Source organism: Paenibacillus sp. FSL H3-0310 (assembly GCF_038002785.1).
GTDB classification, from domain to species: domain Bacteria; phylum Bacillota; class Bacilli; order Paenibacillales; family Paenibacillaceae; genus Paenibacillus_AQ; species Paenibacillus_AQ odorifer.
Genome location: NZ_JBBODC010000002.1, coordinates 897195 through 923288, shown reverse-complemented (window position 1 = coordinate 923288; position 26094 = coordinate 897195). Strand labels below are relative to the sequence as shown.

The window sequence follows — 26094 nt, the reverse complement described above, 5'->3', positions numbered from 1 at the left end:
TCCTTTTTTTTGTTCTAAGTTTGTCCCTATCCCGATATGAATGAGAATAACGAGATGTGTATTTTGCATCAAAATTATTCTGAGGAGGAATTGAAATGGGATGGTGGAGAGAGCTGTGGTGGGGAGTGGATAAGGAACAAGGCGAAAAGGAAAGTGAGGGATGGGAAACCCTCTTAGAGGTCCGTAAGGCGCATTCAGAGTGGGAGAGGGCGTACTTGATGTTCGACGAGGCGTTGGGACAGGATCAGATAGATTACGCGATATATATTTTGGAGGCTGCAGAACGTAAATATCAGATACATCTCAAACATGCAAAAAGCTTGGGGTTGAACAGCAGTCAAATATAAGGGCTTATAAATAAATGTATAAGGGGGATCTACATGCTTAGAATGATAGCTATGGGCGTATTGATATTATCCGTTATCTTATTAGGTTTAGTTGTATTTAGAAAAAAGCTGGGTTTTGGGTGGCTAAGTTTATTTGGGGTTCATTTGGTATTGGCTGCACTCGGGATATATGTAGTGAACTTCTCAGGTTTGCTCACGCAGGTGTATATCCCTTTAAACCCTGCAACTATAGGCGCAGTAACGGTTCTTGGGCTTCCTGGCGTGGTTATGTTGCTCGGATTAAGAATAATTTTATTTTAATGCTTGACGTGGCTTTGAAAAATATGATACATTAAGTCTCGCCCGTTTGGACAAGCTGTTGATTAACAACTTGCTGAAATGGTCAAGCGAAAAAAGAAATTAAAAAAATGCTTGACGAAAACAAAGGCGCTGTGATATATTATAAAGGTCGCTGCTGACAAGCAACGACGACGAAAGATGAGACATTGATCTTTGAAAACTGAACAACGAGTGAGTAGGAAATCACGTAAGTGAAATCCAAAATTAGAGAATTAATTTTCTCGTCAGATGTTTCAAAATGAGCATATCGCTCTTTTCAATACTAATTGGAGAGTTTGATCCTGGCTCAGGACGAACGCTGGCGGCGTGCCTAATACATGCAAGTCGAGCGGAGTTATTTTGAAAGCTTGCTTTCAAAATAACTTAGCGGCGGACGGGTGAGTAACACGTAGGCAACCTGCCCTTCAGACTGGGATAACTACCGGAAACGGTAGCTAATACCGGATAATTTCTTTTTTCTCCTGAGAGAAGAATGAAAGACGGAGCAATCTGTCACTGAGGGATGGGCCTGCGGCGCATTAGCTAGTTGGTGGGGTAACGGCCCACCAAGGCGACGATGCGTAGCCGACCTGAGAGGGTGAACGGCCACACTGGGACTGAGACACGGCCCAGACTCCTACGGGAGGCAGCAGTAGGGAATCTTCCGCAATGGGCGAAAGCCTGACGGAGCAACGCCGCGTGAGTGATGAAGGTTTTCGGATCGTAAAGCTCTGTTGCCAGGGAAGAACGTCCGGTAGAGTAACTGCTACCGGAGTGACGGTACCTGAGAAGAAAGCCCCGGCTAACTACGTGCCAGCAGCCGCGGTAATACGTAGGGGGCAAGCGTTGTCCGGAATTATTGGGCGTAAAGCGCGCGCAGGCGGCTATTTAAGTCTGGTGTTTAAACCTTGGGCTCAACCTGAGGTCGCACTGGAAACTGGGTGGCTTGAGTACAGAAGAGGAAAGTGGAATTCCACGTGTAGCGGTGAAATGCGTAGATATGTGGAGGAACACCAGTGGCGAAGGCGACTTTCTGGGCTGTAACTGACGCTGAGGCGCGAAAGCGTGGGGAGCAAACAGGATTAGATACCCTGGTAGTCCACGCCGTAAACGATGAGTGCTAGGTGTTAGGGGTTTCGATACCCTTGGTGCCGAAGTTAACACAGTAAGCACTCCGCCTGGGGAGTACGGTCGCAAGACTGAAACTCAAAGGAATTGACGGGGACCCGCACAAGCAGTGGAGTATGTGGTTTAATTCGAAGCAACGCGAAGAACCTTACCAGGTCTTGACATCCCTCTGAATCTGCTAGAGATAGCAGCGGCCTTCGGGACAGAGGAGACAGGTGGTGCATGGTTGTCGTCAGCTCGTGTCGTGAGATGTTGGGTTAAGTCCCGCAACGAGCGCAACCCTTAACTTTAGTTGCCAGCAAGTAATGTTGGGCACTCTAGAGTGACTGCCGGTGACAAACCGGAGGAAGGTGGGGATGACGTCAAATCATCATGCCCCTTATGACCTGGGCTACACACGTACTACAATGGCCGGTACAACGGGAAGCGAAGCCGCGAGGTGGAGCCAATCCCATCAAAGCCGGTCTCAGTTCGGATTGCAGGCTGCAACTCGCCTGCATGAAGTCGGAATTGCTAGTAATCGCGGATCAGCATGCCGCGGTGAATACGTTCCCGGGTCTTGTACACACCGCCCGTCACACCACGAGAGTTTACAACACCCGAAGTCGGTGGGGTAACCCGCAAGGGAGCCAGCCGCCGAAGGTGGGGTAGATGATTGGGGTGAAGTCGTAACAAGGTAGCCGTATCGGAAGGTGCGGCTGGATCACCTCCTTTCTATGGAGAATCGTTCTCTGCAATGAGGACATTCAAATCGGAAGCTCAGCTTCCACAATAGAACCTTCGGGTTCGAACACTCACTCGTGTTCAGTTTTGAAAGAGCAAGTCTCTTTCGTATGCGTTTGGTGGCGATAGCGGAGGGGTTCCACACGTACCCATCCCGAACACGACCGTTAAGCCCTCCAGCGCCGATGGTACTTGGACCGAAGGGTCCTGGGAGAGTAGGACGTTGCCAAGCGGACAACCAATTCATTGGTTGATTCACAATGTTATATATGTTATATGGGCTTTTAGCTCAGTTGGTTAGAGCGCACCTCTGATAAGGGTGAGGTCGGTGGTTCGAGTCCACCAAGGCCCACCATATAACATTATAGAGTAATTTTATGGGGCCATAGCTCAGCTGGGAGAGCGCCTGCCTTGCAAGCAGGAGGTCAGCGGTTCGATCCCGCTTGGCTCCACCATAAATTTTTAAATGAATAACTTTTTCAACTTGATCCTTGAAAACTGGATACCGAAACGAATTTGCGTTTTAGAACATCTTTTAGCAACTTGTGTAAACAAGTAAATGTTATTAGTGAGATTTTTCTTCGGAAGAATCAAGGTTAAGCTAATAAGAGCACACGGAGGATGCCTAGGCGCCAGGAGCCGACGAAGGACGTGGCGAACAACGAAACTGCCTCGGGGAGCTGTAAGCAAGCTTTGATCCGGGGGTGTCCGAATGGGGAAACCCAGCTGTGGTAATTCGCAGTTACTCATTTCTGAATACATAGGAAATGTAGAGGCAGACCAGGGGAACTGAAACATCTAAGTACCCTGAGGAAGAGAAAACAATAGTGATTCCGTCAGTAGCGGCGAGCGAACGCGGAACAGCCTAAACCTAAGAGCTTGCTCTTAGGGGTTGTGGGACGTCTCACATGGAGTTACAAAGGAATATGGTAGGTGAAGAGGTCTGGAAAGGCCCGCGATAGAGGTAAAAGCCCTGTAACCTAAACTGTATTCTCTCCGAGACGGATCCCGAGTAGTGCGGGGCACGTGAAACCCCGTATGAATCCAGCAGGACCATCTGCTAAGGCTAAATACTACCTGGCGACCGATAGTGAAACAGTACCGTGAGGGAAAGGTGAAAAGCACCCCGGAAGGGGAGTGAAATAGAACCTGAAACCGTGTGCTTACAAAAAGTCAGAGCCCTATTAATGGGTGATGGCGTGCCTTTTGTAGAATGAACCGGCGAGTTACGTTTAACATGCAAGGTTAAGCCGAGAAGGTGGAGCCGCAGCGAAAGCGAGTCTGAATAGGGCGAATGAGTATGTGGACGTAGACCCGAAACCGTGTGATCTACCCCTGTCCAGGGTGAAGGTGCGGTAACACGCACTGGAGGCCCGAACCCACGTACGTTGAAAAGTGCGGGGATGAGGTGGGGGTAGCGGAGAAATTCCAATCGAACTCGGAGATAGCTGGTTCTCCCCGAAATAGCTTTAGGGCTAGCCTCGGTATAAGAGTAGTGGAGGTAGAGCACTGATTGGGTGCGGGGTCCGCAAGGATTACCAAGCTCAGTCAAACTCCGAATGCCATATACTTATTGCCGGGAGTCAGACAGTGAGTGCTAAGATCCATTGTCAAAAGGGAAACAGCCCAGACCATCAGCTAAGGTCCCCAAGTGTGTGTTAAGTGGGAAAGGATGTGGAGTTGCACAGACAACCAGGATGTTGGCTTAGAAGCAGCCACCATTGAAAGAGTGCGTAATAGCTCACTGGTCGAGTGACTCTGCGCCGAAAATGTAACGGGGCTAAACACACCACCGAAGCTATGGCTAGATACGTATGTATCTGGGGTAGGGGAGCGTTGTGTAGGGGTTGAAGGTGTACTGAAAAGAGCGCTGGACACTACACAAGTGAGAATGCCGGTATGAGTAACGAAAAGATCAGTGAGAATCTGATCCGCCGAAAGCCCAAGGTTTCCTGAGGAAGGCTCGTCCGCTCAGGGTAAGTCGGGACCTAAGGCGAGGCCGAAAGGCGTAGTCGAAGGACAACAGTTTGAAATTACTGTACCACCGTAATCCGCTATGAGCGATGGGGTGACGCAGGAGGGTAGTGACGCGGACTGATGGATGTCCGTCTAAGCAGTGAGGCTGATGTGTAGGCAAATCCGCACATCGTTAAGGCTGGGCTGTGATGGGGAGCGAAAATTATAGTAGCGAAGGTCATGATCTCACACTGCCAAGAAAAGCCTCTAGCCAGGAGAAGGTGCCCGTACCGCAAACCGACACAGGTAGGCGAGAAGAGAATTCTAAGGCGCGCGGAAGAACTCTCGTTAAGGAACTCGGCAAAATGACCCCGTAACTTCGGGAGAAGGGGTGCCCCGGTAGTGTGAATAGCACGAGGGGGCCGCAGTGAAAAGGCCCAAGCGACTGTTTAGCAAAAACACAGGTCTGTGCGAAGCCGCAAGGCGAAGTATACGGGCTGACGCCTGCCCGGTGCTGGAAGGTTAAGGGGAGTGGTTAGGGGTAACCCGAAGCTATGAACCGAAGCCCCAGTAAACGGCGGCCGTAACTATAACGGTCCTAAGGTAGCGAAATTCCTTGTCAGGTAAATTCTGACCCGCACGAATGGCGTAACGACTTGGGCGCTGTCTCAACGAGAGATCCGGTGAAATTTTAATACCTGTGAAGATGCAGGTTACCCGCGACAAGACGGAAAGACCCCATGGAGCTTTACTGCAGCTTGATATTGAATTTGGGTACGATCTGTACAGGATAGGTGGGAGCCGTAGAAATCGGAGCGCAAGCTTCGGTGGAGGCGCCGTTGGGATACCACCCTGATCGTATCTAGGTTCTAACCTAGTGCCCTTATCGGGTACGGGGACCGTGTCAGGCGGGCAGTTTGACTGGGGCGGTCGCCTCCTAAAGAGTAACGGAGGCGTTCCAAGGTTCCCTCAGAATGGTTGGAAATCATTCGCAGAGTGCAAAGGCATAAGGGAGCTTGACTGCGAGACCTACAAGTCGAGCAGGGACGAAAGTCGGACTTAGTGATCCGGTGGTACCGCATGGAAGGGCCATCGCTCAACGGATAAAAGCTACCCTGGGGATAACAGGCTTATCTCCCCCAAGAGTCCACATCGACGGGGAGGTTTGGCACCTCGATGTCGGCTCATCGCATCCTGGGGCTGAAGTAGGTCCCAAGGGTTGGGCTGTTCGCCCATTAAAGCGGTACGCGAGCTGGGTTCAGAACGTCGTGAGACAGTTCGGTCCCTATCTGTCGTGGGCGCAGGAAATTTGAGAGGAGCTGTCCTTAGTACGAGAGGACCGGGATGGACGTACCGCTGGTGCACCAGTTGTTCCGCCAGGAGCATGGCTGGGTAGCTACGTACGGACGGGATAAGCGCTGAAAGCATCTAAGCGTGAAGCCCCCCTCAAGATGAGATTTCCCAATTAGTAAGACCCCTTGAAGACGACGAGGTAGATAGGTTGGAGGTGGAAGTGCAGCAATGCATGGAGCTGACCAATACTAATCGGTCGAGGGCTTATCCTATACGTAGAATGCAGATTCGTTTCGGATTCAGTTTTCAGGGAGTCAAATTCCTGTTTGGATTGCTGTGGTACTGATATCGTTTGGAGAGATACCCAAGTGGCTATAAGGGGACCCTCTGCTAAGGGGTTAGACTGCGTAAGCGGTGCGTGGGTTCGAATCCCACTCTCTCCGCCATTTTCAATCCATAGCAATACTAATTATTGTGGCGGTGTAGCTCAGCTGGCTAGAGCGTACGGTTCATACCCGTGAGGTCGGGGGTTCGATCCCCTTCGCCGCTACCATAATACCTGGAGGCTTAGCTCAGCTGGGAGAGCATCTGCCTTACAAGCAGAGGGTCGGGGGTTCGATCCCCTCAGCCTCCACCATTTTCATCTTTTAGAATTGCTTTTACACCGTGCCGGTGTAGCTCAACTGGTAGAGCAACTGACTTGTAATCAGTAGGTTGGGGGTTCAAGTCCTCTCGCCGGCACCATTTTTAATTAATGCGGAACCGTGGTGTAGTTGGCCTAACATGCCTGCCTGTCACGCAGGAGACCGCGGGTTCGAATCCCGTCGGTTCCGCCATTTTTTCCACAAAATGAGTGGGAAGTGTAAGACTTTTCCGCTTAATTGTCATGTAATCTTATGGCTCGGTAGCTCAGTCGGTAGAGCAGAGGACTGAAAATCCTCGTGTCGGCGGTTCGATTCCGTCCCGAGCCACCTTTTTTGGGGGATTAGCGAAGTGGCCAAACGCATCAGACTGTAAATCTGCTCACGTACGTGTTCGGTGGTTCGAATCCATCATCCCCCACCATTTATGAGCCATTAGCTCAGTTGGTAGAGCACCTGACTTTTAATCAGGGTGTCGAAGGTTCGAGTCCTTCATGGCTCATCCCAAACAGAAAGTCATCACCTTAGGGTGGTGGCTTTTTTTGTGTTTTTATGTCGTATTATAGTAGCGCGCTGCTGTAGTGATTAACATAATATTAGAGAATATGCTAAAATAGGCGAAAAGAGCAAAAGTGGTGGAGTATGGTGACTATGGATAGCGAAACATTGCGAAAAAAGTTAGAGCAGCTCACCGGAAAGAAAACCGGAATCAAGCAGTTAGGGAGGCAACATTCAGCTTCTCTTTTTAGCCTGGGATTGGAAGCACAAGAACAGCCGGTAATCCATGAAGGTCATCTTTGGGCACCATTATATGAGACTGATGGACGTGTAACCGCTGTCTGGGTGGAATTGGATGGACTTAACTCTTTGGAAATACAATTAGTGAATTATGCAGTTCGAAACTTTGCAATTGCACTAAAAGCTACTGGGGTTAGAGAAGAAGGGGAAGCGGAGGCTCGGCAGCTGGGTACCTGGTTGAACACCGAACTGGAGCAAGAGAAAAATGACTCTGAGATACCCGATGAGATGGCTCTAAAGGGACGTTTATTCGGAGATATGGTTCCATTCCTACTTAGCAGTGAGAATGCACATAGCCCGCAGATCACTTATCGTTCCTTAATGAAGCTGCTGCGCAGCTATTTTGAGAATGAAATTCTGCTTATACCTCTTCAAGAAAAAGAATGGTTAATATTGGCCCGGAAGGAACTACTCACGGGCGGAGATGATAAGGATGAGGAAGAAGAGAGTGTAGATGAAATTCTGGCTCAGACCAGTATGGGCTTGCACGAACTGATAGCTAGCGAATGGGTAGGTGTATTCCATTTGGCTGTAGCTCCGGCTATCGTTCCTGTTAAGGGATTGACGGGATCCGTGGCCTTGCTGAGGGAGACTATTGTACTCGGACGTATTTTCCAAGTGGGTGAATATATTCATTTACCTTGGGAGCTGCATTTGGAACGTTTGGTTAACAGCATTCCTGATGCACGGCGTAAACAGTTACTTGGACAGATTGGCGACTATTCTTCCGTATTATCGGATAAAGAGATGCTGATGACCCTGGAGACGTTTTTTGAGATGGATTGTAATGTAAGTGAAACAGCCAAGAAGTTATATATTCATCGCAACACGCTTTTATACCGTCTGGACAAGATAAAACAGGAGACGGGTGCCGATGTGCGTAGCTTTGGGGACGCTGCTATTGTGAAGCTTACTATGCTTTTGTATAAAGTGACGAAAAGGAAATAGGTTTTTTGTGAACGTTACAAATAGTCACCGTGTCCCGTCTAGGGTAATATAAATGTACAAGGAAAAAAGAATTTTTCAATTAATCAATAATTAACTCGAGGGGGAAATACAATGGCAGGCGTACGTTTAGAGCATATTTTCAAAAAATACCCGGGTTCAGATAAAGCAACAGTAATGGATATCAATCTTGATATTAAAGATAAGGAATTTCTAGTATTGGTTGGACCATCCGGTTGCGGTAAATCCACAACTTTGCGTATGATCGCTGGTCTGGAAGAAATCTCCGAAGGTAAAATGTACATTGGCGATCGTGTAGTCAACGACGTTGCACCTAAAGACCGCGATATCGCGATGGTATTCCAATCCTACGCCCTGTATCCGCATATGAGCGTATACCAAAACATGGCTTTCGGTTTGAAACTTCGTAAAGTGAAGAAAGATGAAATCGACAAGAAAGTACGTGAAGCTGCTAGAATTCTCGATATCGAGCATTTGCTAGATCGTAAACCAAAAGCACTTTCCGGTGGTCAACGCCAACGTGTCGCTTTGGGACGCGCTATCGTACGTGATCCACAAGTCTTCTTGATGGATGAGCCTCTTTCCAACTTGGATGCTAAACTTCGTGGTCAAATGCGCGCTGAAATCACTAAACTGGTTAAACGCCTTGAAACCACTTGTATCTACGTAACGCATGACCAAACAGAAGCTATGACAATGGGTGACCGTATCGTAGTTATGTATGATGGTATCATTCAACAAGCTGCTTCCCCTGAAGAGTTGTACAATGAACCAACTAACCTGTTCGTAGCTGGATTTATCGGATCCCCTACAATGAACTTTATCAATGGTACTTTGTCCGAAGCAAACGGTTCTATCCGTTTCCGCGCTGAGAACCTTGATGTTGAAGTACCAGGCGGAAAAGCTCAAATCATCCGCAGCAAAGGCTACATTGGCAAAGAAGTAATTATGGGCGTTCGTCCAGAAGATATCCATGAAGAGCCAGTATTCTTGGAAGCTTCCCCGAACACAATCTTTACTTCATTGGTTGATGTAACTGAAAACCTTGGTCACGAAATGCTCCTTTACTTGAGCGGCCTTGGTAAATCTACTGTAATCGCTCGTGTAGATGGACGTTCCACTACTCGCGAAGGCAGCAAGCCAAAACTGGCTATCGATATGAACAAAGTTCACTTCTTCGATAAAGAATCCGAAGTTAACATTCTGTTGGGATAAGATCGCAGGATCTTTTCTCTCTTGATAAAGCCACCCGAAAGGGTGGCTTTATTGTTTAATTAGGGTCGTAATGGATAGGCGTTAAGATTGCATTCACAAGCGTTATCAATTAAGATAGCAGGAGAATTACCTCCGGAATTGTAATGAGATCGCTGTCAACCGGACGCAGTAAGCGGACATATACCGCAGGTGACGAAAGGACGAATTTACATGGCTAAGAAAGTAAAAGTATCTGAATTGGTACAACATTTTCAATTAGAGGTTATTTCCGGCCAGGAAGGTCTAAAACGACCTATTACGGTCGATGACCTGAATCGCCCTGGACTAGAGATTGCTGGTTATTTCGAATATTATCCGGAAGAACGTGTTCAACTATTAGGTAAGACAGAACTCGCATTCTTCTCCATGCTACCTGAAGCTGAACGTAAAAGTAGGCTTCGTGGAATCTGTAATGACAATACCCCTTGTATCGTAATTACCCGTAGTTTGGATGTGCCACAGGAGTTAATTGATATAAGTAATGAAAAGGGACTTCCTGTGCTTCGTAGCTCGATGGCTACGACTATTTTCTCCAGCCGTTTGACGAGCTTCTTAGAAGGGAGATTAGCCCCTACAGCAACGATTCATGGTGTACTCTGTGATGTATATGGTGTAGGTATGCTGATTACTGGTAGTAGTGGTATTGGTAAGAGTGAGACAGCCCTTGAACTTGTAAAACGTGGACATAGACTGATCGCTGATGATGCCGTGGAAATCCGCCAGACTTCAGATAACCAGCTGCATGGTACAGCCCCTGAGTTGATCCGTCACTTGTTGGAAATTCGCGGAGTAGGTATCATTAACGTAATGACACTTTTTGGTGCGGGTGCTATCCGTAATCATAAACGGATTACACTTGTCGTTAGATTAGAGGCTTGGCAGCAAGACAAGCAGTATGACCGGCTTGGACTTGATGAGGAAACAACGCGGATTATTGATACCGATGTTCCACTTGTAACCATTCCTGTACGTCCAGGACGTAACCTTGCCGTTATTATTGAGGTTGCTGCGATGAACTATCGCCTGAAGCAAATGGGCTTTAATGCAGCCCTGCAGTTTACGAATAAGTTAACTGCGACCATATCTGAGGATATGGACGATCTCGATTAGGAGTGTGAGACAATGTTCCCATTAGCAATAGATCCTATTGTATTCTCAATTGGATCACTACCTGTACACTGGTACGGGTTAATACTAGGGGTCGGTGCACTCGCGGGATTATTTCTTGCGATCCGCGAGGGCAAACGGTTCGGAATCCCGCAAGAATTCTTTATGGATATGCTGCTACTGGGTGTACCCTCGGCAATTATAGGGGCACGGATTTATTTTGTAGCTTTTAAATGGGACGATTATAAGCATAATCTGATAGACGTCTTTAAGATCTGGAATGGCGGCATCGCCATTTACGGCGCATTAATAGGAGCGATTATTTGCGGAATTATTTATTTCCGTTATAAGGGTTACCCTTTCTGGCGTATTGTTGATATTTGTGCACCTGGACTACTGGCGGGTCAAATGATTGGCCGCTGGGGAAACTTTGTCAACCAAGAGGCATACGGCAGCGTAGTTGAGGAATCTTTTTTACGGGATAAACTGCATTTACCTGACTTCATCGTTAATCAAATGTACATAGGAGATGCTTTTCATCATCCGACCTTCCTGTATGAATCTCTTTGGAGCTTACTAGGGATTGCGTTATTGATGGTTCTCCGTCGTCAGAAGTTTGTACGTGCTGGAGAAATCTTCATGTCTTACTTTATATGGTATTCCATCGGTCGGTTCTTCATCGAGGCTGTGCGTACTGACAGTTTAGCTTTTAACGGAAGTGCAGGACTGGCTTCGTTTATAAACGGCTTATGGAGTCCGATGGAATGGTTAGGTTTTGAACAAGGATATCTGGATCCTGCCTATGGTAATATTCGTATTTCTCAGCTGCTTTCTCTACTGATTATTGTGGCAGCTATATTGCTGATCGTTATTCGCAGAGTAACCGGAGAGCCTAAAGCACATTATTCTGACCCTATCGTATGTACTAAACCGATCCAAGCAGATACTGTAGTGCCAGAAAGCGCAGTAAATACACCGCAGAAAACTCGTCAAGGAACACAACCTGAGCAAGGACAGCCAGCGGATGGAGATAAGAAGGAGCAGTAAAACTTATGATAGAATGCGTTCTTTTTGATCTGGATGGAACGATTGTCGATACGAATGAGCTAATCATTAGTTCATTTATGTACGCGCTGAAGGACAATGGTCTGGCTCCACTGACCAGAGAAGAGATAATTCCGCATATGGGAACAACCCTTCAGCAACAGATGAGAGTATTCTCTGGACTAGAGGATGTAAATGGTACGTTAGAAAAGTCCTATCGTTCTTATAATAATGAGCATCATGATGAGTTAGTGCGTTCCTTTCCGCTTGTAAAGGAGACCATTGAGGAGCTCTCGCGTCGTGGGATCAAACTTGGGATTGTAACTACTAAGATCCGTCCAACAACGATCAAGACCCTGGAAAGGTTCGATTTACTTAAGTACATGGATACGATTGTGACTGTGAACGATGTTACTGAACCAAAGCCACATCCGGAGCCCGTACTGACAGCGGTCCACAACCTTGGTGTTGATCCTCGCAAAACCTTAATGATAGGTGACAGTGCAGTTGATATTCAATCAGCCAAAGCTGCCGGTGTATACGCTGCTGGAGTATCTTGGTCTTTGAAGGGCGAGGATACGCTCCGCAAGTATGATCCGGACTTTATCATCCATAACATGAAGGATATTATAGAAATTATGGAGCGAGGAACGAATGAATCGTGAGAAACGTAACCCGTTATCCAGTAGAAGGTCATAACTCACTTTGGTATATTTACCGTACGGTCAGCCCTTGGAAGGGTGTCCGCAACTTTATTTTTATTCAGATTGCCCGCTATTGTCCGATTCTACCGTTAAAGAATTGGATCTATCGACGGATGCTGGGGATGAAGGTTGGTAAACACACGGCTTTTGGTCTTATGGCAATGGTGGATGTGTTTTTTCCGGAGAAAATAACGGTAGGTGAGAATTCTATTATTGGTTATAACACGACGATTCTGGCGCATGAGTATCTGATCAAGGAATATCGCCTGGGCGAAGTGGTGATCGGTGAAAATGTATTGATCGGCGCGAATACAACGATTCTTCCCGGTGTAACCATTGGAGATTGGGCAGTTATAGCTGCTGGCTCCGTGGTGCACAAAAATGTGGCGGCTGGCTCTTTTGTCGGAGGCAATCCTCTGCGAGAGCTGCGCCCCTCTTCAACGGAAGAACATGCGGAACAAGTGTAAACGATGCTTTTTTAACCCTGCAGTTACATATTGCGTTTTTTTAGCGCAGGTTCTGCAGGGTTTCTTGCGTCTTAGAGAAGATTATTAAGGAAACTTTAAGTTCTTCTTAAGTTTTTAGAACAGATACATTCGATATAATTAGCGTTAGTGATAAGGATAAGGCGAATCCCACGCTAGGCATTCAGCTTCAAATATCAGAATGTAAAATCAGCAGGTGCAGGCTTCCTGGTATTTTCAGTTTCCACATTCCGCTTAGCGTCTCTATGAACAACCATCATAGTAGAGAAGAGGAATATAATATGAACACTGCGAGACAGGAAAGGCTGCCCCAGCTGGATATTTTCAGAGCATTAGCGATCTTAGGCGTATTGCATGTGCATTCCTCATCTTTTGCCGCTGGAGAGCAGGCACTGCATTCCCCTTATTATTACTGGCTGAATTGGATCAACATTTTCTTTAAATTCGGTACGCCCTCATTTATTTTTCTGAGCAGCTTTGTATTGTTTTATAATTATTATGGGCGTCCTGTGACACGCAGCTTGATTATTAATTTCTACCGTCGTCGATTAAAGTATATTTTATTACCTTATCTGCTAGCCTCTATGGGCTATTACGCACTAACCTTATATGTGAACGGACGATTGACCCAGAACCTCGGTGGCAACCTGTACAGCTTTATTAGAGCGTTATTCTCAGGTTCCGCATATGCGCATTTGTATTTTGTATTTATCAGCATTCAGTTTTATTTGCTTTTTCCAGTACTGCTTAAGCTACTCCAGAGTTCCCGCTTTTTAATTAAATGGGCGGTTCCGCTCGGATTGGCACTTCAGTGGGGGTTTATTTTCTGGAATAAATACGAACTGCACATTGTTGAAAAAGGGAGCCTGGCGATCTCTTATCTGGCTTATTATATGATGGGTGCTTATATCGCAATTCACTTTGAGAAGGTGAAGACTTGGCTGATGAAGCCATGGAGGGGGCTAACTGCCAAGCAAAAAGGATGGACTGCCCTGTTAGTGAGCGGGTGGTTAATTGCAGCCTTTATCCATGTGCAGCTATGGTATGTGGCCCGCCATTTTGGGGTGTGGACGGATTCGCTGTGGTACGAGCTATTATGGAATGTCCATACGATGTTATCAGCATTGGTTCTGTTGTATGCTACATTCCTGATCTATCGTAAGGCCTCTCGCGGGATTGTTGCTTTTTTAACACGTTTGGGTGAACTCTCATTTGCGATATATTTGATTCATCCGCTATTGCTGGCGGTATATCGCAGGTTCCGATATCAGATTCCCCTAGAGTCGCTAACATATGTTTTGTTCATCTACGGAGGGCTTGTGGTCGCACTGGGAGGGAGCTGGCTTATTGTGCAGTTTGCTTTCCGGCGAGTTCCGGGTTCATGGATTATTTTTGGAAGCGTGCCTCGCTCTTTGGAATCCAGTCCGGAGGAAAAGTCAGGTTATATCTCTGAGGAACGGGCAAAGGGGTTCGTGCAGCAGGAGAAATAGCGTTAGAAGAAGGTCTGATACACGCACACGCTAAAACGTGGGGAAGTAGCCTTCATAATATTTGATTAAAAAGGCATCATTTCGATGCGGAGCTTAACAGGAGGAAAGATTATGAGACAAAAAGAAAGAATTCCGCAGCTGGATATTTTTCGGGCGATTGCTATTTTTGCAGTGCTGGCTATTCATGCTACTTCACGAACGTTGGCGGAGACACTAGGTACAAACATGTTTCATCCGTTCTTATTTATTAATAAATTCAGCCAGTTCGCCGTACCTTCATTCATATTTTTGAGTGGGTTCGTGCTCTTCTATAACTATATTGACCGTCCGCTGGGTGGCAAAACGCTAGGAAAGTTCTACACTAGAAGGCTGCTTTATATTATTGTGCCTTATGTAGTATTTTCACTGCTGTATTTTGCGTTAAAAATGAATGCCGGGAATACTTGGGGCTTACCTCCGGGGGAGATGGCTTCTAAGCTATGGAAGTATTTATGGACAGGAACGGCATATACGCATCTGTATTATATTATTATCATTATTCAGTTTTACGTGTTATTTCCGCTTATTTTGTGGTGTTTGCAAAAGGTTCGTCATCTGGCGGCTTGGGCGCCACTGATCGGGTTATTACTACAGTGGGGTTTTGTGCTGCTGAATAAATACATGACCAATCACGGGTATTGGCAGTTATCCAAGGGGAGTCTGGCGATCACTTATTTCTCGTATTTCCTGCTGGGTGCTGGGATTGCAGTGTATTACTCTTCTTTGAAAAAATGGTTAGTGCCTTCACGTGAAGGCTGGCGCGCCGGTAAAGGTCCGGTTTGGATTACGTTGTGGTTGTTATGGATTGTAGCAGGGGTTGTTCATGTTGAGCTATGGTTTAACAATTACACGAAAAAAACTGTCATCAACAGCTTATGGTATGAGGGTTTCTCTAATTTACATGCGCTGCTCTCTTGTGTGGTGCTGTTGCAAATCTCCTTCTTGCTCTATGGGGCGGGTCGTAGCTTGCTGACAAGACTTTTGGTATCTGTGGGAGCATGCTCCTTCGGAATTTATCTATTGCACCCTCTGCTGCTGTATTTCTATAGAAAATTACCGTTTCACGGGGGTTCTCTTGCGTACATCGCAGCGATTGTAGGAGGATGGCTTGTTGCGCTGCTGGTTTCATGGCTGGCAGTGGCTCTCGTCTTCCGGTATGTGCCTGCGTCTTGGATTATTTTCGGATCAGGCGCACCAAAGAAAGCAAAAACAGGCTCCATAAGCGCATAGTCTACTGCTAGGTAATATAAAAGCGCCGGTCTCCCGTATATGCGGGTTGACCGGCGCTTTTATATTTTGTCTATTCTCCAGCTTGTTCCCGCTGAAACTCCGCAATAGCTTGATACTGGCTTTCCAGACTACGGTAGACGGAAATATAAATCGGCAGCAGCTGCTTGTACACTTTGGTATGTTCATCAATCGGATCATGCTGGTAAGTTGAACCGATCATGTCGAATACAACATCGAAGGAGTCCACACGGCCCGTTGCGTAAAGACCAAGCACTACTGCTCCGAGGCAGGAGCTTTCGATACTCTCCGGAATGATGACCTCTTGATCAAAAATATCAGACATCATCTGCCGCCAGACTGAGGAGCGGGCGAAGCCGCCTGTAGCCAAAATTTTGCTAGGACGCCCGATTTGCTCTTCCATAGCCAGCAGAACCATATACATATTGAAGATTACGCCTTCTAGTACCGAGCGAATCATATGCTCCTTATGGTGATTCATAGAAAGGCCGAAGAAGGAGCCACGAGCATCAGGATTCCACAGCGGTGCCCGTTCACCAGTTAAGTAAGGATGGAACAGAAGACCACCGCTACCTGCCGGAACTTGTTCCGCGATGCGCGTTAGAACCTCGTAAGGGTCAATGCCAAGACGTTTGGCGGTTTCGACTTCAGAAGCAGCGAACTCATCCCGTACCCAGCGGAACAACATACCGCCGTTATTAACGGGCCCTCCGATCACCCAATGTTTTGGGGTTAAGTTATAACAGAAGGTCCGTCCTTTAGGGTCGGTAAGCGGGTGATCCACTACGGTGCGAATCGCTCCGCTTGTTCCAATCGTAGCAGCCACTACACCGGGTTTAATCGCGCCTACGCCAAGGTTGGACAAGACGCCATCACTGGCTCCTACGACAAAAGGTGTCGTGGGGAGCAGTAACAGCTCCTCTGCTAGACCGGGAAGCAGGCCTTGCATGATCTCTGTGGTGGGAACAAGCCGTGAGAGTTGATCTGGTGAAATATGGGCTATCTCCAGGGCCTCTTTATCCCACTCCAAAAGTTCAAGGTTGAGCATGCCTGTAGAAGAGGCAATGGAATGATCGATGATGTATTCGCCGAACAGCCGAGCGAATATGTATTCTTTTATAGAAATGAATTTATAGGTTTGTTGAAACAACTGAGGCTGCTCTTCCCGAAGCCACATTAGCTTGGTAATCGGTGACATAGGATGAATAGGCGTTCCTGTGCGCAAATACAACTCATGTCCGTTGAACTCGTTCTTCAGGCGAAGTGCAGATCCGGCACTACGGTTGTCAGCCCAAGTGATGCAGGCAGTAAGTGGTTTACCCAGCTGATCAATTGCAATGACACTGTGCATGGCTGAACTGAAGGAGACGAATAGGATCTTATCTGGAGTTACGGCGCTTTGCCGCATGACATTAGAGAGGGTATGAAAGACTGCACGTAGGATTTGCTCTGGGTCCTGCTCCGCTATAGAAGGGGAGGGTTGATGCAAGGGATAACCCATATTCGCTTGTGCAACTATGGCTCCATTCTCCTCGAAGAGAACTGCCTTTGTACTTGTAGTACCAATATCAACGCCAATCATATAGGATTTAGTCAAGCGTTAGCCCTTCTTTCTAGGTGAAAGTATATTTTTAGAACACCAATTACAAAATTATGAAGTACAATCGTATTAGCTCATTATAGTATTCGATAAGCGGGGAGGCAAAAATAAAGAAAATGCCAAACGCTCGACTAAGGGTTTGATTGACGAAAAAGCAGTGAACATGATACGATATTGAAAATACTTTAATTTGCTACCACTTTACCATAGTAAAGTAAACATAAACAGTATCTAATGATAACTGACGAGGTGAACAATGAAGATGTCCAAACCAAAGGGATTTGAGAAGCCGTCTGGCGTTCGGGACTATCTGCCCCGGGCCGTAACGAAATTGCGCAAAATTGAGAATGATGTACTGCATTGCATGAGTCGCTGGGGATATCAGCAAATGATGACTCCAACGTTGGAATATTACGATACAGTTGGCGTGGCTAGCTCTACGTCGGACCAGAAGCTCTATAAATTACTTAACAATCGTGGTCAGGCTTTGGTGCTTCGATCAGAAATGACTGCCCCGGTTGCCCGTGTTGTTGCCTCTCTATTGAAGGATGAGCCACTGCCATTGCGTCTGTCATATCACGCGAATGTATTCCGTGCCATTGAGGAAGAAGCGGGGCGGGAAGCGGAGTTCTTCCAGACAGGTGTAGAGCTGGTAGGTGATGATTCACCTGAGGCCGATGCGGAGGTAGTGGCGCTTGCTATTTCTTCGCTGCAAGCCGCGGGTGTGAAGTCTTTTAAGATCGCTATGGGGCATGTAGGCTTTCTGAATGGGTTATTTCAAGAGGTACTTCCTGAACTGCCCGAGGCTCAAGAGGAGCTGAAAAGTCATTTGCTGGGCCGTGACTATGTTTCTTTCCGGGAGACTTTACGGCGGCTGGATCTTACAGAAGCGCAGAAGAACGAACTGGATGGGCTGCTGCGTCTGCGCGGAGGCAAGGAGATTTGTGGACAGGCGCTAGAGCTGAGCAATCATCCGCTCGCGCGTCATTCGATTGATCATTTGTGCAAGGTGTGGGAGGTGCTGGTCTCTTACGGCGTATCACAGCATGTACTGATTGATCTGACGATGATCGGGGACTTTTCCTATTATACAGGCATGACTTTTGAAGGTTATGCAGCGGAGTTAGGATTTCCGGTATGCAGTGGTGGTAGATATGACAATCTGCTGCAACAGTTTGGGCGTCCGATCCCATCCACAGGATTTTCCTTAAAAACGAATCGCATCTTGGATGGTGTAACTGGAGTGGTCGAAGAGCAAGAGCTGCCTATTTTGATCCAATATGATGCGATTCGCAGAAAAGAAGGCTTGGAAGAGGCAACACGCCTGCGGTCAGAGGGTCATGCAGTCGTTACTAGACTTGCTGCAGGTCCAGAAGAGCTTGAAACGGTGAAGCGTTTGGATACGGACACGGTTGAAGAAGAGGGTGTACGGTACGGTGAGATCTATACATTCGTATCTTTTGTAAGTGAGCATGGCTGAGGATATCGCTAGTACAAAAAGCGATTAACATAAATTTTGCATGGAGATGGAAAAGGAGGCAACTTAACAATGGCACAGATATTGAAGGTGGCTATGCCAAAAGGCCGGATTTACGAAAAGGCTGCTGAGCTGTTCCGCCAGGCAGGTCTTCCGATTCCACCGGACGGTGAGGCATCACGCAAGCTTGTTATTCCGCTGCCTGAGGCAGGGATGGAGTTTATATTGGCGAAACCAGTAGATGTACCTACATATGTAGAATATGGCGTGGCGGATATTGGGATCGTGGGCAAGGATGTTTTGCTGGAGGAAGATCGTGATGTATACGAGCTGCTTGATCTTGGCATTGCCCGCTGCCGGATGTCGATCATCGGATTGCCGAACTGGCAGCCGGGAATTCAGCAGCGTGTAGCGACGAAATATCCGAATGTAGCTTCAAGGTATTTTAGGGAGCAGGGCCAACAGGTCGAGGTAGTGAAGCTAAATGGATCCATCGAGCTTGCACCACTGATTGGTCTGGCCGATCGTATTGTGGATATGGTAGAGACCGGGCAAACGCTGCGGGACAACGGATTAATCGAAATGAAGAGTATATTCGAAATTACAAGCCGCCTGGTGGCGAATCGTGTGAGCTATCGGATGAAAAATGAAGAGATACAGCAACTGTGTGACCGACTACAGGCAGTTATAGGGCAACCTAATTTGCGGTAGGCGGCAACAGATGTTAGGGGTAAAGGGAGGAACCAGCGATGAAGGTTGTGTCGAGCAAGGACTTTAAGCTAGAGCGGGAAGTGGAGTATGGTACGCCAGAGCAAAATCAGGCGGTAAAGGAAATTGTGGCCGCCATTAAAAAAGAAGGAGACACAGCGCTTCTTCGCTATACGGAGCAATTTGACCGGGTTGCACTTACGCCGAATCAACTGCGGGTAACGCCGGAAGAGCTTCAGGCAGCGTATGGCCGAGTAGAGCAATCTTTCGTATCTGCCATTCAAGCAGCTGCAGCCAATATCCGGGCGTTCCATGCCAGACAGAAACGGAATTCATGGATGGATTTGCAGCCGGATGGCACGATTCTGGGGCAGATTATTCGTCCGCTGAAGCGGGTAGGGGTATATGTACCTGGTGGCAAAGCAGCTTATCCCTCCTCGGTGCTGATGAACGTGATCCCAGCACAGATCGCGGGTGTGCCGGAGATCGTCATGGTGACTCCGCCATCCACCGGCGGCAAGGAAGGGATTGACCCTTATATCCTGGTTGCTGCCGCAGAAGCAGGTGTGAATGAAATCTACCGTGTGGGCGGAGCACAGGCGGTAGCTGCTTTGGCTTTTGGTACGGAGAGCATAGCGCCGGTAGATAAAATATGTGGGCCCGGCAACATATACGTTGCGCTGGCTAAACGCGAGGTATATGGCGCCGTGGATATCGACAGTATCGCGGGTCCAAGCGAAATTGTCGTGCTGGCAGATGAGACCGCTGAGCCGGCTTATGTCGCAGCGGATCTACTTTCGCAGGCCGAGCATGACGAGATGGCCTCGGCGATTCTGGTCACGCCATCGCAGAGCCTGGCGGATAACGTGGCGGCCGAAGTGGAGCGTCAGCTGCAAGAGCTGCCGCGTCAGGTGATCGCCCGTTCTTCGGTAGAGAATTACGGCGCGATCATTGTTGTGGAATCTATGGAGGAAGGGATCTCCGTAGTGAATAGACTGGCACCAGAGCATCTGGAGATTGTTGTCGAAGATCCTATGGGCCTCGTAGGCAGCATTGAGAATGCTGGAGCCATCTTCCTGGGAGCGTATAGCTCCGAGCCCGTGGGTGATTATTTTGCCGGGCCAAATCATATTATCCCAACCAATGGGACCGCACGTTTCTCGTCACCAGTGGATGTGGATGATTTTATTAAAAAATCAAGTCTGATCTATTACAGTAAGGAAGCACTCTTGCGTGATGGGAAGACCATTATAGAGCTGGCACGTCGCGAAGGCTTAGAAGGCCACGCACGAGCCATTGAGATTCGACTCAAGAACGAAGGAAAAGGTGGAGACGGATATGGAGAACAATAACGAACAGGCCCTGCGCCAAGCTGGATTAAGCCGTAAAACAAACGAGACGGATATAAAGTTGTCTCTTAACGTAGATGGAAGTGGAGTTTCAGAGCTGGAGACGGATGTTCCTTTTCTGAATCATATGTTGGATCTGTTCACGAAGCACGGACAATTTGACCTGTCTGTACAGGCGCGTGGAGACATCGAGATTGATGACCACCACACGGTTGAAGACATTGGGATCTGCCTAGGGCAGGCACTGCACGAAGCACTGGGTGATAAAAAAGGAATCAAACGTTATGCGAGTGTTTTTGTACCGATGGATGAGGCGTTGGCGCAGGTTGTGATCGATATCAGCAATCGCCCGCACTTTGAATATCGTGCAACCTATCCTTCACAGCAGGTGGGCAGCTTTTCGACGGAGCTTGTTCAGGAGTTCCTGTGGAAGTTCGCGCTCGAAGCACGGATTACGTTACATGTTATCGTACACTACGGTTCTAACACACACCACATGATTGAGGCTGTATTCAAAGCGCTTGGACGGGCGCTGGATGAGGCAACTTTGATTGATCCCCGTGTGAAGGGTGTGCCTTCTACGAAGGGAGTGCTGTAGGATGACTGTTGCAATCGTCGATTATGGCATGGGCAACCTGCACAGTGTGAGTAAGGCGGTAGAACGTCTCGGTTATGAGTGTGTAGTGACGGGTGATGCCGAGCAAATTCTCGCTGCTGATAGTGTCATTCTGCCAGGTGTCGGTGCATTTGGCGATGCGATGGGGCATTTGCGGGAGAATGGTTTGGATCTTGTCGTCAAACAGGTAGCCGCTGGAGAGCAGCCTCTGCTTGGGATCTGTCTTGGCATGCAGCTGTTGTTTAGCACCGGTGAAGAGCATGGCAGCCATGAGGGGCTAGATATTCTCTCGGGTTCAGTGGTGCGGTTCGCTCCTAGAGATGGCTATAAGGTGCCGCATATGGGGTGGAACAAGCTCAGCTTTAGACAGCCGGAGAATCCGCTTTTTGTTGGCCTTGAGGAGGGGCATGTGTATTTTGTCCACTCTTATCACGCGCTTGTAGCAAAAGAGAGTGATCTGCTGGCTGTCACGGATTATGGTTACCCAGTCACGGCTATTGTCGGGCAAGATAATGTGTTCGGTATGCAGTTCCATCCGGAAAAAAGCGGAGAGCTGGGAATCAAGCTGTTGGGTAATTTTTTGAAGATTAAGAGAGAGCGGGCGTAAGCCACGCTATAAATATAATGGAACGAAAGTGGGGAGCGCCAAATGTCTTCTTTTATTGTATATCCGGCGATTGATATCCGGGATGGAAAATGCGTCAGGCTGCAGCAGGGGGATTACAATCAGGAAACGATATACAATGATAGTCCACTAAAGGTGGCAAAATCATGGGAAGAGCAAGGTGGAAAGTTCATTCATTTGGTGGACTTAGATGGTGCGAAAGCGGGTCATCCTGTGAACGATGCGATTATCGGTGCTATTGCTGCTAATGCTAACGTTCCTGTGCAGGTGGGTGGCGGTCTTCGCAATCTTGCGGACGTAGAGAAATTGCTCGGACTTGGCGTTAGCCGCGTTATTATCGGTACTGCTGCGATTAATGATCATGCTTTTACCGAAGAGGTATTGGCAAAATACGGCGATAAAGTCGCGATCGGCATTGATGCGCGCAACGGTTATGTTGCGACACACGGCTGGCTGAACACCTCTGAAGTACGTGCTGAAGCTCTTGCCAAGGAATTGGCGGCAAAAGGAGCCGAGACATTCATTTACACCGACATCTCCCGCGACGGGATGATGCAGGGACCGAACGTGGACGGTATCCTGTCCATGGCGCAGGCCAGCGGTAAAACTGTGATCGCGTCCGGCGGAGTCACCAGTCTTGATGATCTGTTGCGTCTGAACGTGCACAGCGGCAGCGGTGTAGGCGGAGCTATTGTTGGCAAGGCGTTATATACGGGCAATATTGATCTTTCTGGAGCTTTGCGAGCGCTTGGGCAGAAATAGCGTTGGGCGAGCGCGCTAATTGATGAGCGGATGAACAAAAAGACGACATGAGCTAGCCAAGGAATAGTGGATCAATGAAACAGACAGAACCAACAGTGGGTTAAAGAAATAGACTTAACAGTAACGTAGTGAACACAAATCACTAAATCACCAAACTAATTAATAAACGAGCGAATGAACAAAAAGACAATAGATGAACTAGTAAATGAGCAGTGGGTTAAAGAAATAGACGTAACAGTAAATGAGTAACTAATAATAATTAAATGAACGCACAGAGAAGCAAACTAGCAAAAGTTAAACGAACAAACCAGCAAACCAGCAAACCAGCAAAAGGGCTTAATAACAAAGCAACAAACCAACAAAAGAGCTAAAACAAACCAGCTGGCCAAAAAAGCAACAAACCCAACTAGCTAATGTGTTTTCACTTTGCAAAAATCTCATCTCATTACGAATGGCGTAACGACTTGAGCGCTGTTTCAACGAGGGATCCGGTGAAATTTTAATACCTGTGAAGATGGAGGTTACCCGCTAGCTAAAACCCGCTGCACAATCTGCTACAATAGGCGTAATGAGGCGGCGGGAAGGGTATTTTTCCTCGGATGATGATTTAAGTGTACTTTATACCGCTATTTTTCACATTTAGAGCTGATTAGCTAATTTAGTTGTATTTCGTGCAGCTATAACTCAGAGATGAGTTGATTTATAAGCTCATCCCCAGATTTAGTTGTACGAAATGCAGTTAAAAGAGTAGCTTGCAAAAAGGTTGATAAAATAACTGTACGTTGTGCAACTAAATACTCGTGGGCTTGCAGGTGGCGTGAGCCCTTCCGACCACATAAGGGCCAAAACCGCGGAACATGAAGGTGTTATGGGTCAAGGAAGCGGCTACGAAGGGGTTAGCGATCATAGCACATGTTCAGCCGTGTGGGCTATGGTTCAGCCGGATGGGCTATGATCCGCCATGCCTTCAATCGAGGTTTCCAAAGGGCAGGGGCCCTTGGGCTCCCCCTGGGCTAAGAGGGCTTTAGGGGGACGGACACACTTTAGGTGCTTGAAACGCTTTTTAAAGAAAGGGGGATTTCATAATGTTAGCAAAACGTATCATCCCCTGTCTTGACGTTAAGGATGGACGGGTAGTCAAAGGCGTTAACTTTGTGAATCTGCGTGATGCTGGAGATCCGGTAGAGCTAGCGGCGCTGTATGACCGCGAGGGCGCAGACGAGCTTGTGTTTCTCGATATATCGGCTTCCGTAGAAGGTAGAGCAACGATGATCGAGGTTGTACGGCAGACCGCTGGTGAGATTGCCATTCCTTTTACAGTGGGTGGAGGGATCTCTACAACTGATGATATGAAAAGAATTCTTCGTGCAGGCGCAGACAAAATCGGCATTAATACGGCAGCCATCACTAATCCTCAGTTAATTTTGGACGGTGCTCGCCGATTTGGCTCCCAGTGTATTGTAGTAGCGATAGATGCTAAATATAATGAGGCTTTTGGTGAATGGGAAGTGTACACTCATGGCGGGCGTAAGCCCACCGGCATCCGTGCTCTGGCTTGGGCTAAAGAAGCTGAGAAGCTGGGCGCAGGTGAGATTTTGCTCACTAGCATGGATGCAGATGGCACAAAAGACGGCTTCGACCTGAAGCTAACCTCGGCAGTATGCGATTTGCTCAGTATTCCTGTGATTGCTTCTGGCGGCGCTGGGAAGAAGGAGCATTTTTACGATGTATTTACGGAAGGGAAAGCCGATGCGGGACTTGCGGCGACCATTTTTCACTATAAAGAGATTGCAATTAATGATTTAAAGGCAGATTTGAAGCAAAAAGGGGTAGAAATCCGATGAGCGAAACACAAAACAATACCACATTAAGCCAAAAAGAAGCTCTGGCAGGCATTCGCTGGAATGAAGCGGGTCTAGTGCCTGCCGTTGTTCAGGATGCTAGCAGTTTAGAGGTACTGATGGTTGCTTATATGAACTCCGAATCGTTACAGCTCTCACTGGAGAGTGGCCAGACTTGGTTTTGGAGCCGCTCGCGCAGCGAACTTTGGCATAAAGGCGGAACCTCAGGCAACACACAAGCTATTACCTCCATATCCTATGATTGTGATAGCGACACACTACTCGTGAAGGTTGTGCCTGAAGGACCAGCTTGCCATACTGGAGCTACGTCATGCTTTTTCCGTGAGATTCCTTTGAATAACCCAATAACAGATGCTTCGAAACCAGTGTCTAGTTTGACAGATGGTGAGCGTTTTGCTGTTCTTGGTGAGCTGGAGCGTGTGATTGCTGAGCGGGAACTGGAACGCCCGGAAGGCGCGTATACCACTTATCTGTTTGATAAAGGCGTGGATAAGATCCTCAAAAAGGTAGGCGAGGAAGCTTCCGAGACCATAATTGCCGCCAAAAATAAAGATAACGCCGAGCTGCGTCTTGAGGTCAGTGATCTGATCTATCATCTGTTGGTATTGCTGCAAGAGCGCAAGCTTCCACTGGATGAGATTATGGAAGAGTTGAGTACCCGTCACGAACGCCCACGCCGGGATCAGTACTAAGGGAGGACTGAGTGATGCATATTGATTACCACACGCATCATGAACGCTGTGGCCATGCCGTGGGTAAGCTTGAGGAGTATGTACAGCGCGGGATAGAGCTTGGACTTCAGCAGCTGGGATTATCCGACCACTTGCCGCTCATCCACGTAGATCCCGCCAGCTATTATCCAGAAATGGCTATGCCAATGGCTGAGCTGCCTCGTTATGTGGAGGAATGTCTAACCCTAAAGGAGCGTTACCGTGGAGTCATAGATCTGCGGGTGGGGCTGGAAGCCGATTATATCGAAGGCTATGAAGAGCAAATTCGCGAGATTTTGTCGCCGTATCCATGGGATTATCTTATAGGTTCTGTGCATTTTCTCGGGGAGTGGGATATTACGGATCACCGCCAGGTTCATGGTTGGGAAAGCAGAGATGCGCTAGAGGTGTATCGTCTTTATTACGATGCGGTAAAGAAGTCGGCGTTATCGGGATTATATGATATTATAGGACATATGGATGTTATTAAACGGTTCGGTTATGGTCCACAAACACCGGAGGGCAAGGCTGAGGTGAGGGCGCTAGAGCTAGAGACCTTAAAGGTTATAGCGGATAGCGGAATCGCCATGGAGCTGAATGCTTCCGGACTTACGAAGCCTTGCGCTGAGATGTTCCCGGCGGAGCATCTGCTACAGGAGGCCCTAAAGCTCGGCATACCGCTGACATTAGGCTCTGATGCACATGATCCTACCAAGCTGGGGGACGGGCTGCAAGAGGCGCGTAGTATGCTTTGGCACACTGGTTTTCGTGAGCTGGCTGTATTTGAGGGACGCCGCCGTACCACTGTTCAGTTCAAACTATAATAATTTATAATCCGCAGGAG

The 26094-nt window shown here is 47.8% G+C and carries 20 protein-coding genes, 10 tRNA genes and 3 rRNA genes; 32 read left to right on the top strand and 1 reads right to left on the bottom strand.

What is annotated here, in order from left to right; genetic code table 11:
* The first annotated feature begins 95 nt into the window (after positions 1–95).
* The 23 genes from MHH63_RS23490 (at position 96) to MHH63_RS23380 (ending at position 15523) form a co-directional block, all read left to right on the top strand.
* On the top strand, positions 96–347 hold the full coding sequence (locus tag MHH63_RS23490; protein WP_076187197.1) for a DUF2508 family protein: 252 nt from the start codon (positions 96–98) through the stop codon (positions 345–347).
* 42 nt (positions 348–389) lie between these two features.
* Positions 390–647 carry a pro-sigmaK processing inhibitor BofA family protein gene (locus MHH63_RS23485; RefSeq protein WP_370510561.1) on the top strand — a complete coding sequence of 86 codons (258 nt, stop codon included), beginning with the start codon at positions 390–392 and terminating at the stop codon, positions 645–647.
* Between the two features lie 302 nt (positions 648–949).
* A 16S ribosomal RNA gene (locus tag MHH63_RS23480) occupies positions 950–2507 on the top strand.
* 124 nt (positions 2508–2631) lie between these two features.
* A 5S ribosomal RNA gene (gene rrf, locus MHH63_RS23475) occupies positions 2632–2748 on the top strand.
* Positions 2749–2794: 46 nt separating this feature from the next.
* A tRNA-Ile gene (locus MHH63_RS23470) sits at positions 2795–2871 on the top strand.
* Between the two features lie 24 nt (positions 2872–2895).
* A tRNA-Ala gene (locus tag MHH63_RS23465) sits at positions 2896–2971 on the top strand.
* Between the two features lie 139 nt (positions 2972–3110).
* Positions 3111–6037: ribosomal RNA gene (locus tag MHH63_RS23460) — 23S ribosomal RNA — on the top strand.
* The 16S, 23S and 5S rRNA genes sit together here with 10 tRNA genes alongside, the layout of an rRNA operon.
* Before the next feature lie 82 nt (positions 6038–6119).
* Positions 6120–6211 (top strand) — tRNA-Ser (locus MHH63_RS23455).
* A gap of 30 nt (positions 6212–6241) precedes the next feature.
* Positions 6242–6318: transfer RNA gene (locus tag MHH63_RS23450), tRNA-Met, on the top strand.
* An 8-nt stretch (positions 6319–6326) separates the two neighbouring features.
* Positions 6327–6402, top strand: a tRNA-Val gene (locus MHH63_RS23445).
* Positions 6403–6433: 31 nt separating this feature from the next.
* Positions 6434–6509 (top strand) — tRNA-Thr (locus MHH63_RS23440).
* A gap of 14 nt (positions 6510–6523) precedes the next feature.
* Positions 6524–6601 (top strand) — tRNA-Asp (locus MHH63_RS23435).
* 62 nt (positions 6602–6663) lie between these two features.
* A tRNA-Phe gene (locus MHH63_RS23430) sits at positions 6664–6736 on the top strand.
* An 8-nt stretch (positions 6737–6744) separates the two neighbouring features.
* Positions 6745–6830, top strand: a tRNA-Tyr gene (locus tag MHH63_RS23425).
* Positions 6831–6835: 5 nt separating this feature from the next.
* A tRNA-Lys gene (locus MHH63_RS23420) sits at positions 6836–6908 on the top strand.
* Between the two features lie 149 nt (positions 6909–7057).
* Positions 7058–8152 (top strand): PucR family transcriptional regulator, encoded by a 1095-nt coding sequence (locus MHH63_RS23415; RefSeq protein ID WP_036687042.1) that lies wholly within the window; start codon positions 7058–7060, stop codon positions 8150–8152.
* A 111-nt stretch (positions 8153–8263) separates the two neighbouring features.
* The gene (locus tag MHH63_RS23410) at positions 8264–9385 is read left to right on the top strand and encodes an ABC transporter ATP-binding protein (RefSeq protein ID WP_076126826.1); all 1122 of its coding nucleotides are present in this window, start codon (positions 8264–8266) and stop codon (positions 9383–9385) included.
* 210 nt (positions 9386–9595) lie between these two features.
* Positions 9596–10534, top strand: a complete 939-nt coding sequence (hprK, locus tag MHH63_RS23405; protein ID WP_036687047.1) for an HPr(Ser) kinase/phosphatase — start codon at positions 9596–9598, stop codon at positions 10532–10534.
* A gap of 12 nt (positions 10535–10546) precedes the next feature.
* The gene (gene lgt / locus MHH63_RS23400) at positions 10547–11578 is read left to right on the top strand and encodes a prolipoprotein diacylglyceryl transferase (RefSeq protein WP_076126827.1); all 1032 of its coding nucleotides are present in this window, start codon (positions 10547–10549) and stop codon (positions 11576–11578) included.
* 5 nt (positions 11579–11583) lie between these two features.
* Positions 11584–12240 (top strand): pyrophosphatase PpaX, encoded by a 657-nt coding sequence (gene ppaX / locus MHH63_RS23395; protein ID WP_076126829.1) that lies wholly within the window; start codon positions 11584–11586, stop codon positions 12238–12240.
* Positions 12237–12746, top strand: coding sequence for an acyltransferase (locus tag MHH63_RS23390; protein ID WP_170914218.1), 510 nt, complete (start codon positions 12237–12239; stop codon positions 12744–12746). The genes ppaX and MHH63_RS23390 overlap by 4 nt, the downstream gene beginning before the upstream one ends.
* 299 nt (positions 12747–13045) lie before the next feature.
* On the top strand, positions 13046–14254 hold the full coding sequence (locus tag MHH63_RS23385) for an acyltransferase (RefSeq protein WP_076179137.1): 1209 nt from the start codon (positions 13046–13048) through the stop codon (positions 14252–14254).
* A gap of 111 nt (positions 14255–14365) precedes the next feature.
* On the top strand, positions 14366–15523 hold the full coding sequence (locus tag MHH63_RS23380; protein WP_076224854.1) for an acyltransferase: 1158 nt from the start codon (positions 14366–14368) through the stop codon (positions 15521–15523).
* Positions 15524–15593: 70 nt separating this feature from the next.
* Here MHH63_RS23380 and gntK read toward each other — a convergent pair whose 3' ends face one another.
* Positions 15594–17123: a gluconokinase gene (gntK, locus tag MHH63_RS23375; protein ID WP_076186889.1), complete on the bottom strand. Its 1530-nt coding sequence runs from the start codon at positions 17121–17123 to the stop codon at positions 15594–15596.
* Between the two features lie 280 nt (positions 17124–17403).
* Between gntK and MHH63_RS23370 the strand changes: the two genes are divergently transcribed.
* The 9 genes from MHH63_RS23370 (at position 17404) to hisJ (ending at position 26074) form a co-directional block, all read left to right on the top strand.
* Positions 17404–18621, top strand: coding sequence for an ATP phosphoribosyltransferase regulatory subunit (locus MHH63_RS23370; RefSeq protein ID WP_341172158.1), 1218 nt, complete (start codon positions 17404–17406; stop codon positions 18619–18621).
* A 69-nt stretch (positions 18622–18690) separates the two neighbouring features.
* Complete coding sequence (hisG, locus tag MHH63_RS23365) at positions 18691–19329, top strand: ATP phosphoribosyltransferase (RefSeq protein ID WP_036687062.1); 639 nt, start codon at positions 18691–18693, stop codon at positions 19327–19329.
* 38 nt (positions 19330–19367) lie between these two features.
* Positions 19368–20678 (top strand): histidinol dehydrogenase, encoded by a 1311-nt coding sequence (gene hisD / locus MHH63_RS23360; RefSeq protein ID WP_341172157.1) that lies wholly within the window; start codon positions 19368–19370, stop codon positions 20676–20678.
* Entirely contained in the window at positions 20665–21273 is a 609-nt protein-coding gene (hisB, locus tag MHH63_RS23355; protein WP_036687073.1) for an imidazoleglycerol-phosphate dehydratase HisB, read from the top strand. Before hisD ends, hisB begins: the two co-directional genes overlap by 14 nt.
* A gap of 1 nt (position 21274) precedes the next feature.
* Positions 21275–21898 (top strand): imidazole glycerol phosphate synthase subunit HisH, encoded by a 624-nt coding sequence (gene hisH / locus MHH63_RS23350; RefSeq protein WP_076126837.1) that lies wholly within the window; start codon positions 21275–21277, stop codon positions 21896–21898.
* Positions 21899–21940: 42 nt separating this feature from the next.
* The gene (gene hisA, locus MHH63_RS23345; RefSeq protein WP_076126839.1) at positions 21941–22678 is read left to right on the top strand and encodes a 1-(5-phosphoribosyl)-5-[(5-phosphoribosylamino)methylideneamino]imidazole-4-carboxamide isomerase; all 738 of its coding nucleotides are present in this window, start codon (positions 21941–21943) and stop codon (positions 22676–22678) included.
* A gap of 1085 nt (positions 22679–23763) precedes the next feature.
* Positions 23764–24522, top strand: a complete 759-nt coding sequence (hisF, locus tag MHH63_RS23340) for an imidazole glycerol phosphate synthase subunit HisF (RefSeq protein ID WP_036687077.1) — start codon at positions 23764–23766, stop codon at positions 24520–24522.
* The gene (gene hisIE / locus MHH63_RS23335) at positions 24519–25232 is read left to right on the top strand and encodes a bifunctional phosphoribosyl-AMP cyclohydrolase/phosphoribosyl-ATP diphosphatase HisIE (protein ID WP_076280347.1); all 714 of its coding nucleotides are present in this window, start codon (positions 24519–24521) and stop codon (positions 25230–25232) included. The genes hisF and hisIE overlap by 4 nt, the downstream gene beginning before the upstream one ends.
* Before the next feature lie 14 nt (positions 25233–25246).
* Complete coding sequence (gene hisJ, locus MHH63_RS23330) at positions 25247–26074, top strand: histidinol-phosphatase HisJ (protein ID WP_076310090.1); 828 nt, start codon at positions 25247–25249, stop codon at positions 26072–26074.
* The last annotated feature ends 20 nt before the right edge of the window (positions 26075–26094 follow it).

Coding starts and splice junctions, on each gene's coding strand:
- hisIE (WP_076280347.1), top strand. CDS start 24,519: ATGAGCGAAACACAAAACAATACCACATTAAGCCAAAAAGAAGCTCTG.
- MHH63_RS23490 (WP_076187197.1), top strand. CDS start 96: ATGGGATGGTGGAGAGAGCTGTGGTGGGGAGTGGATAAGGAACAAGGC.
- MHH63_RS23415 (WP_036687042.1), top strand. CDS start 7,058: ATGGATAGCGAAACATTGCGAAAAAAGTTAGAGCAGCTCACCGGAAAG.
- hisD (WP_341172157.1), top strand. CDS start 19,368: ATGAAGGTTGTGTCGAGCAAGGACTTTAAGCTAGAGCGGGAAGTGGAG.
- MHH63_RS23410 (WP_076126826.1), top strand. CDS start 8,264: ATGGCAGGCGTACGTTTAGAGCATATTTTCAAAAAATACCCGGGTTCA.
- hisH (WP_076126837.1), top strand. CDS start 21,275: ATGACTGTTGCAATCGTCGATTATGGCATGGGCAACCTGCACAGTGTG.
- hisA (WP_076126839.1), top strand. CDS start 21,941: ATGTCTTCTTTTATTGTATATCCGGCGATTGATATCCGGGATGGAAAA.
- hprK (WP_036687047.1), top strand. CDS start 9,596: ATGGCTAAGAAAGTAAAAGTATCTGAATTGGTACAACATTTTCAATTA.
- MHH63_RS23385 (WP_076179137.1), top strand. CDS start 13,046: ATGAACACTGCGAGACAGGAAAGGCTGCCCCAGCTGGATATTTTCAGA.
- ppaX (WP_076126829.1), top strand. CDS start 11,584: ATGATAGAATGCGTTCTTTTTGATCTGGATGGAACGATTGTCGATACG.
- hisJ (WP_076310090.1), top strand. CDS start 25,247: ATGCATATTGATTACCACACGCATCATGAACGCTGTGGCCATGCCGTG.
- hisG (WP_036687062.1), top strand. CDS start 18,691: ATGGCACAGATATTGAAGGTGGCTATGCCAAAAGGCCGGATTTACGAA.
- MHH63_RS23485 (WP_370510561.1), top strand. CDS start 390: ATGATAGCTATGGGCGTATTGATATTATCCGTTATCTTATTAGGTTTA.
- lgt (WP_076126827.1), top strand. CDS start 10,547: ATGTTCCCATTAGCAATAGATCCTATTGTATTCTCAATTGGATCACTA.
- gntK (WP_076186889.1), bottom strand. CDS start 17,123: ATGATTGGCGTTGATATTGGTACTACAAGTACAAAGGCAGTTCTCTTC.
- hisB (WP_036687073.1), top strand. CDS start 20,665: ATGGAGAACAATAACGAACAGGCCCTGCGCCAAGCTGGATTAAGCCGT.
- hisF (WP_036687077.1), top strand. CDS start 23,764: ATGTTAGCAAAACGTATCATCCCCTGTCTTGACGTTAAGGATGGACGG.
- MHH63_RS23380 (WP_076224854.1), top strand. CDS start 14,366: ATGAGACAAAAAGAAAGAATTCCGCAGCTGGATATTTTTCGGGCGATT.
- MHH63_RS23370 (WP_341172158.1), top strand. CDS start 17,404: ATGTCCAAACCAAAGGGATTTGAGAAGCCGTCTGGCGTTCGGGACTAT.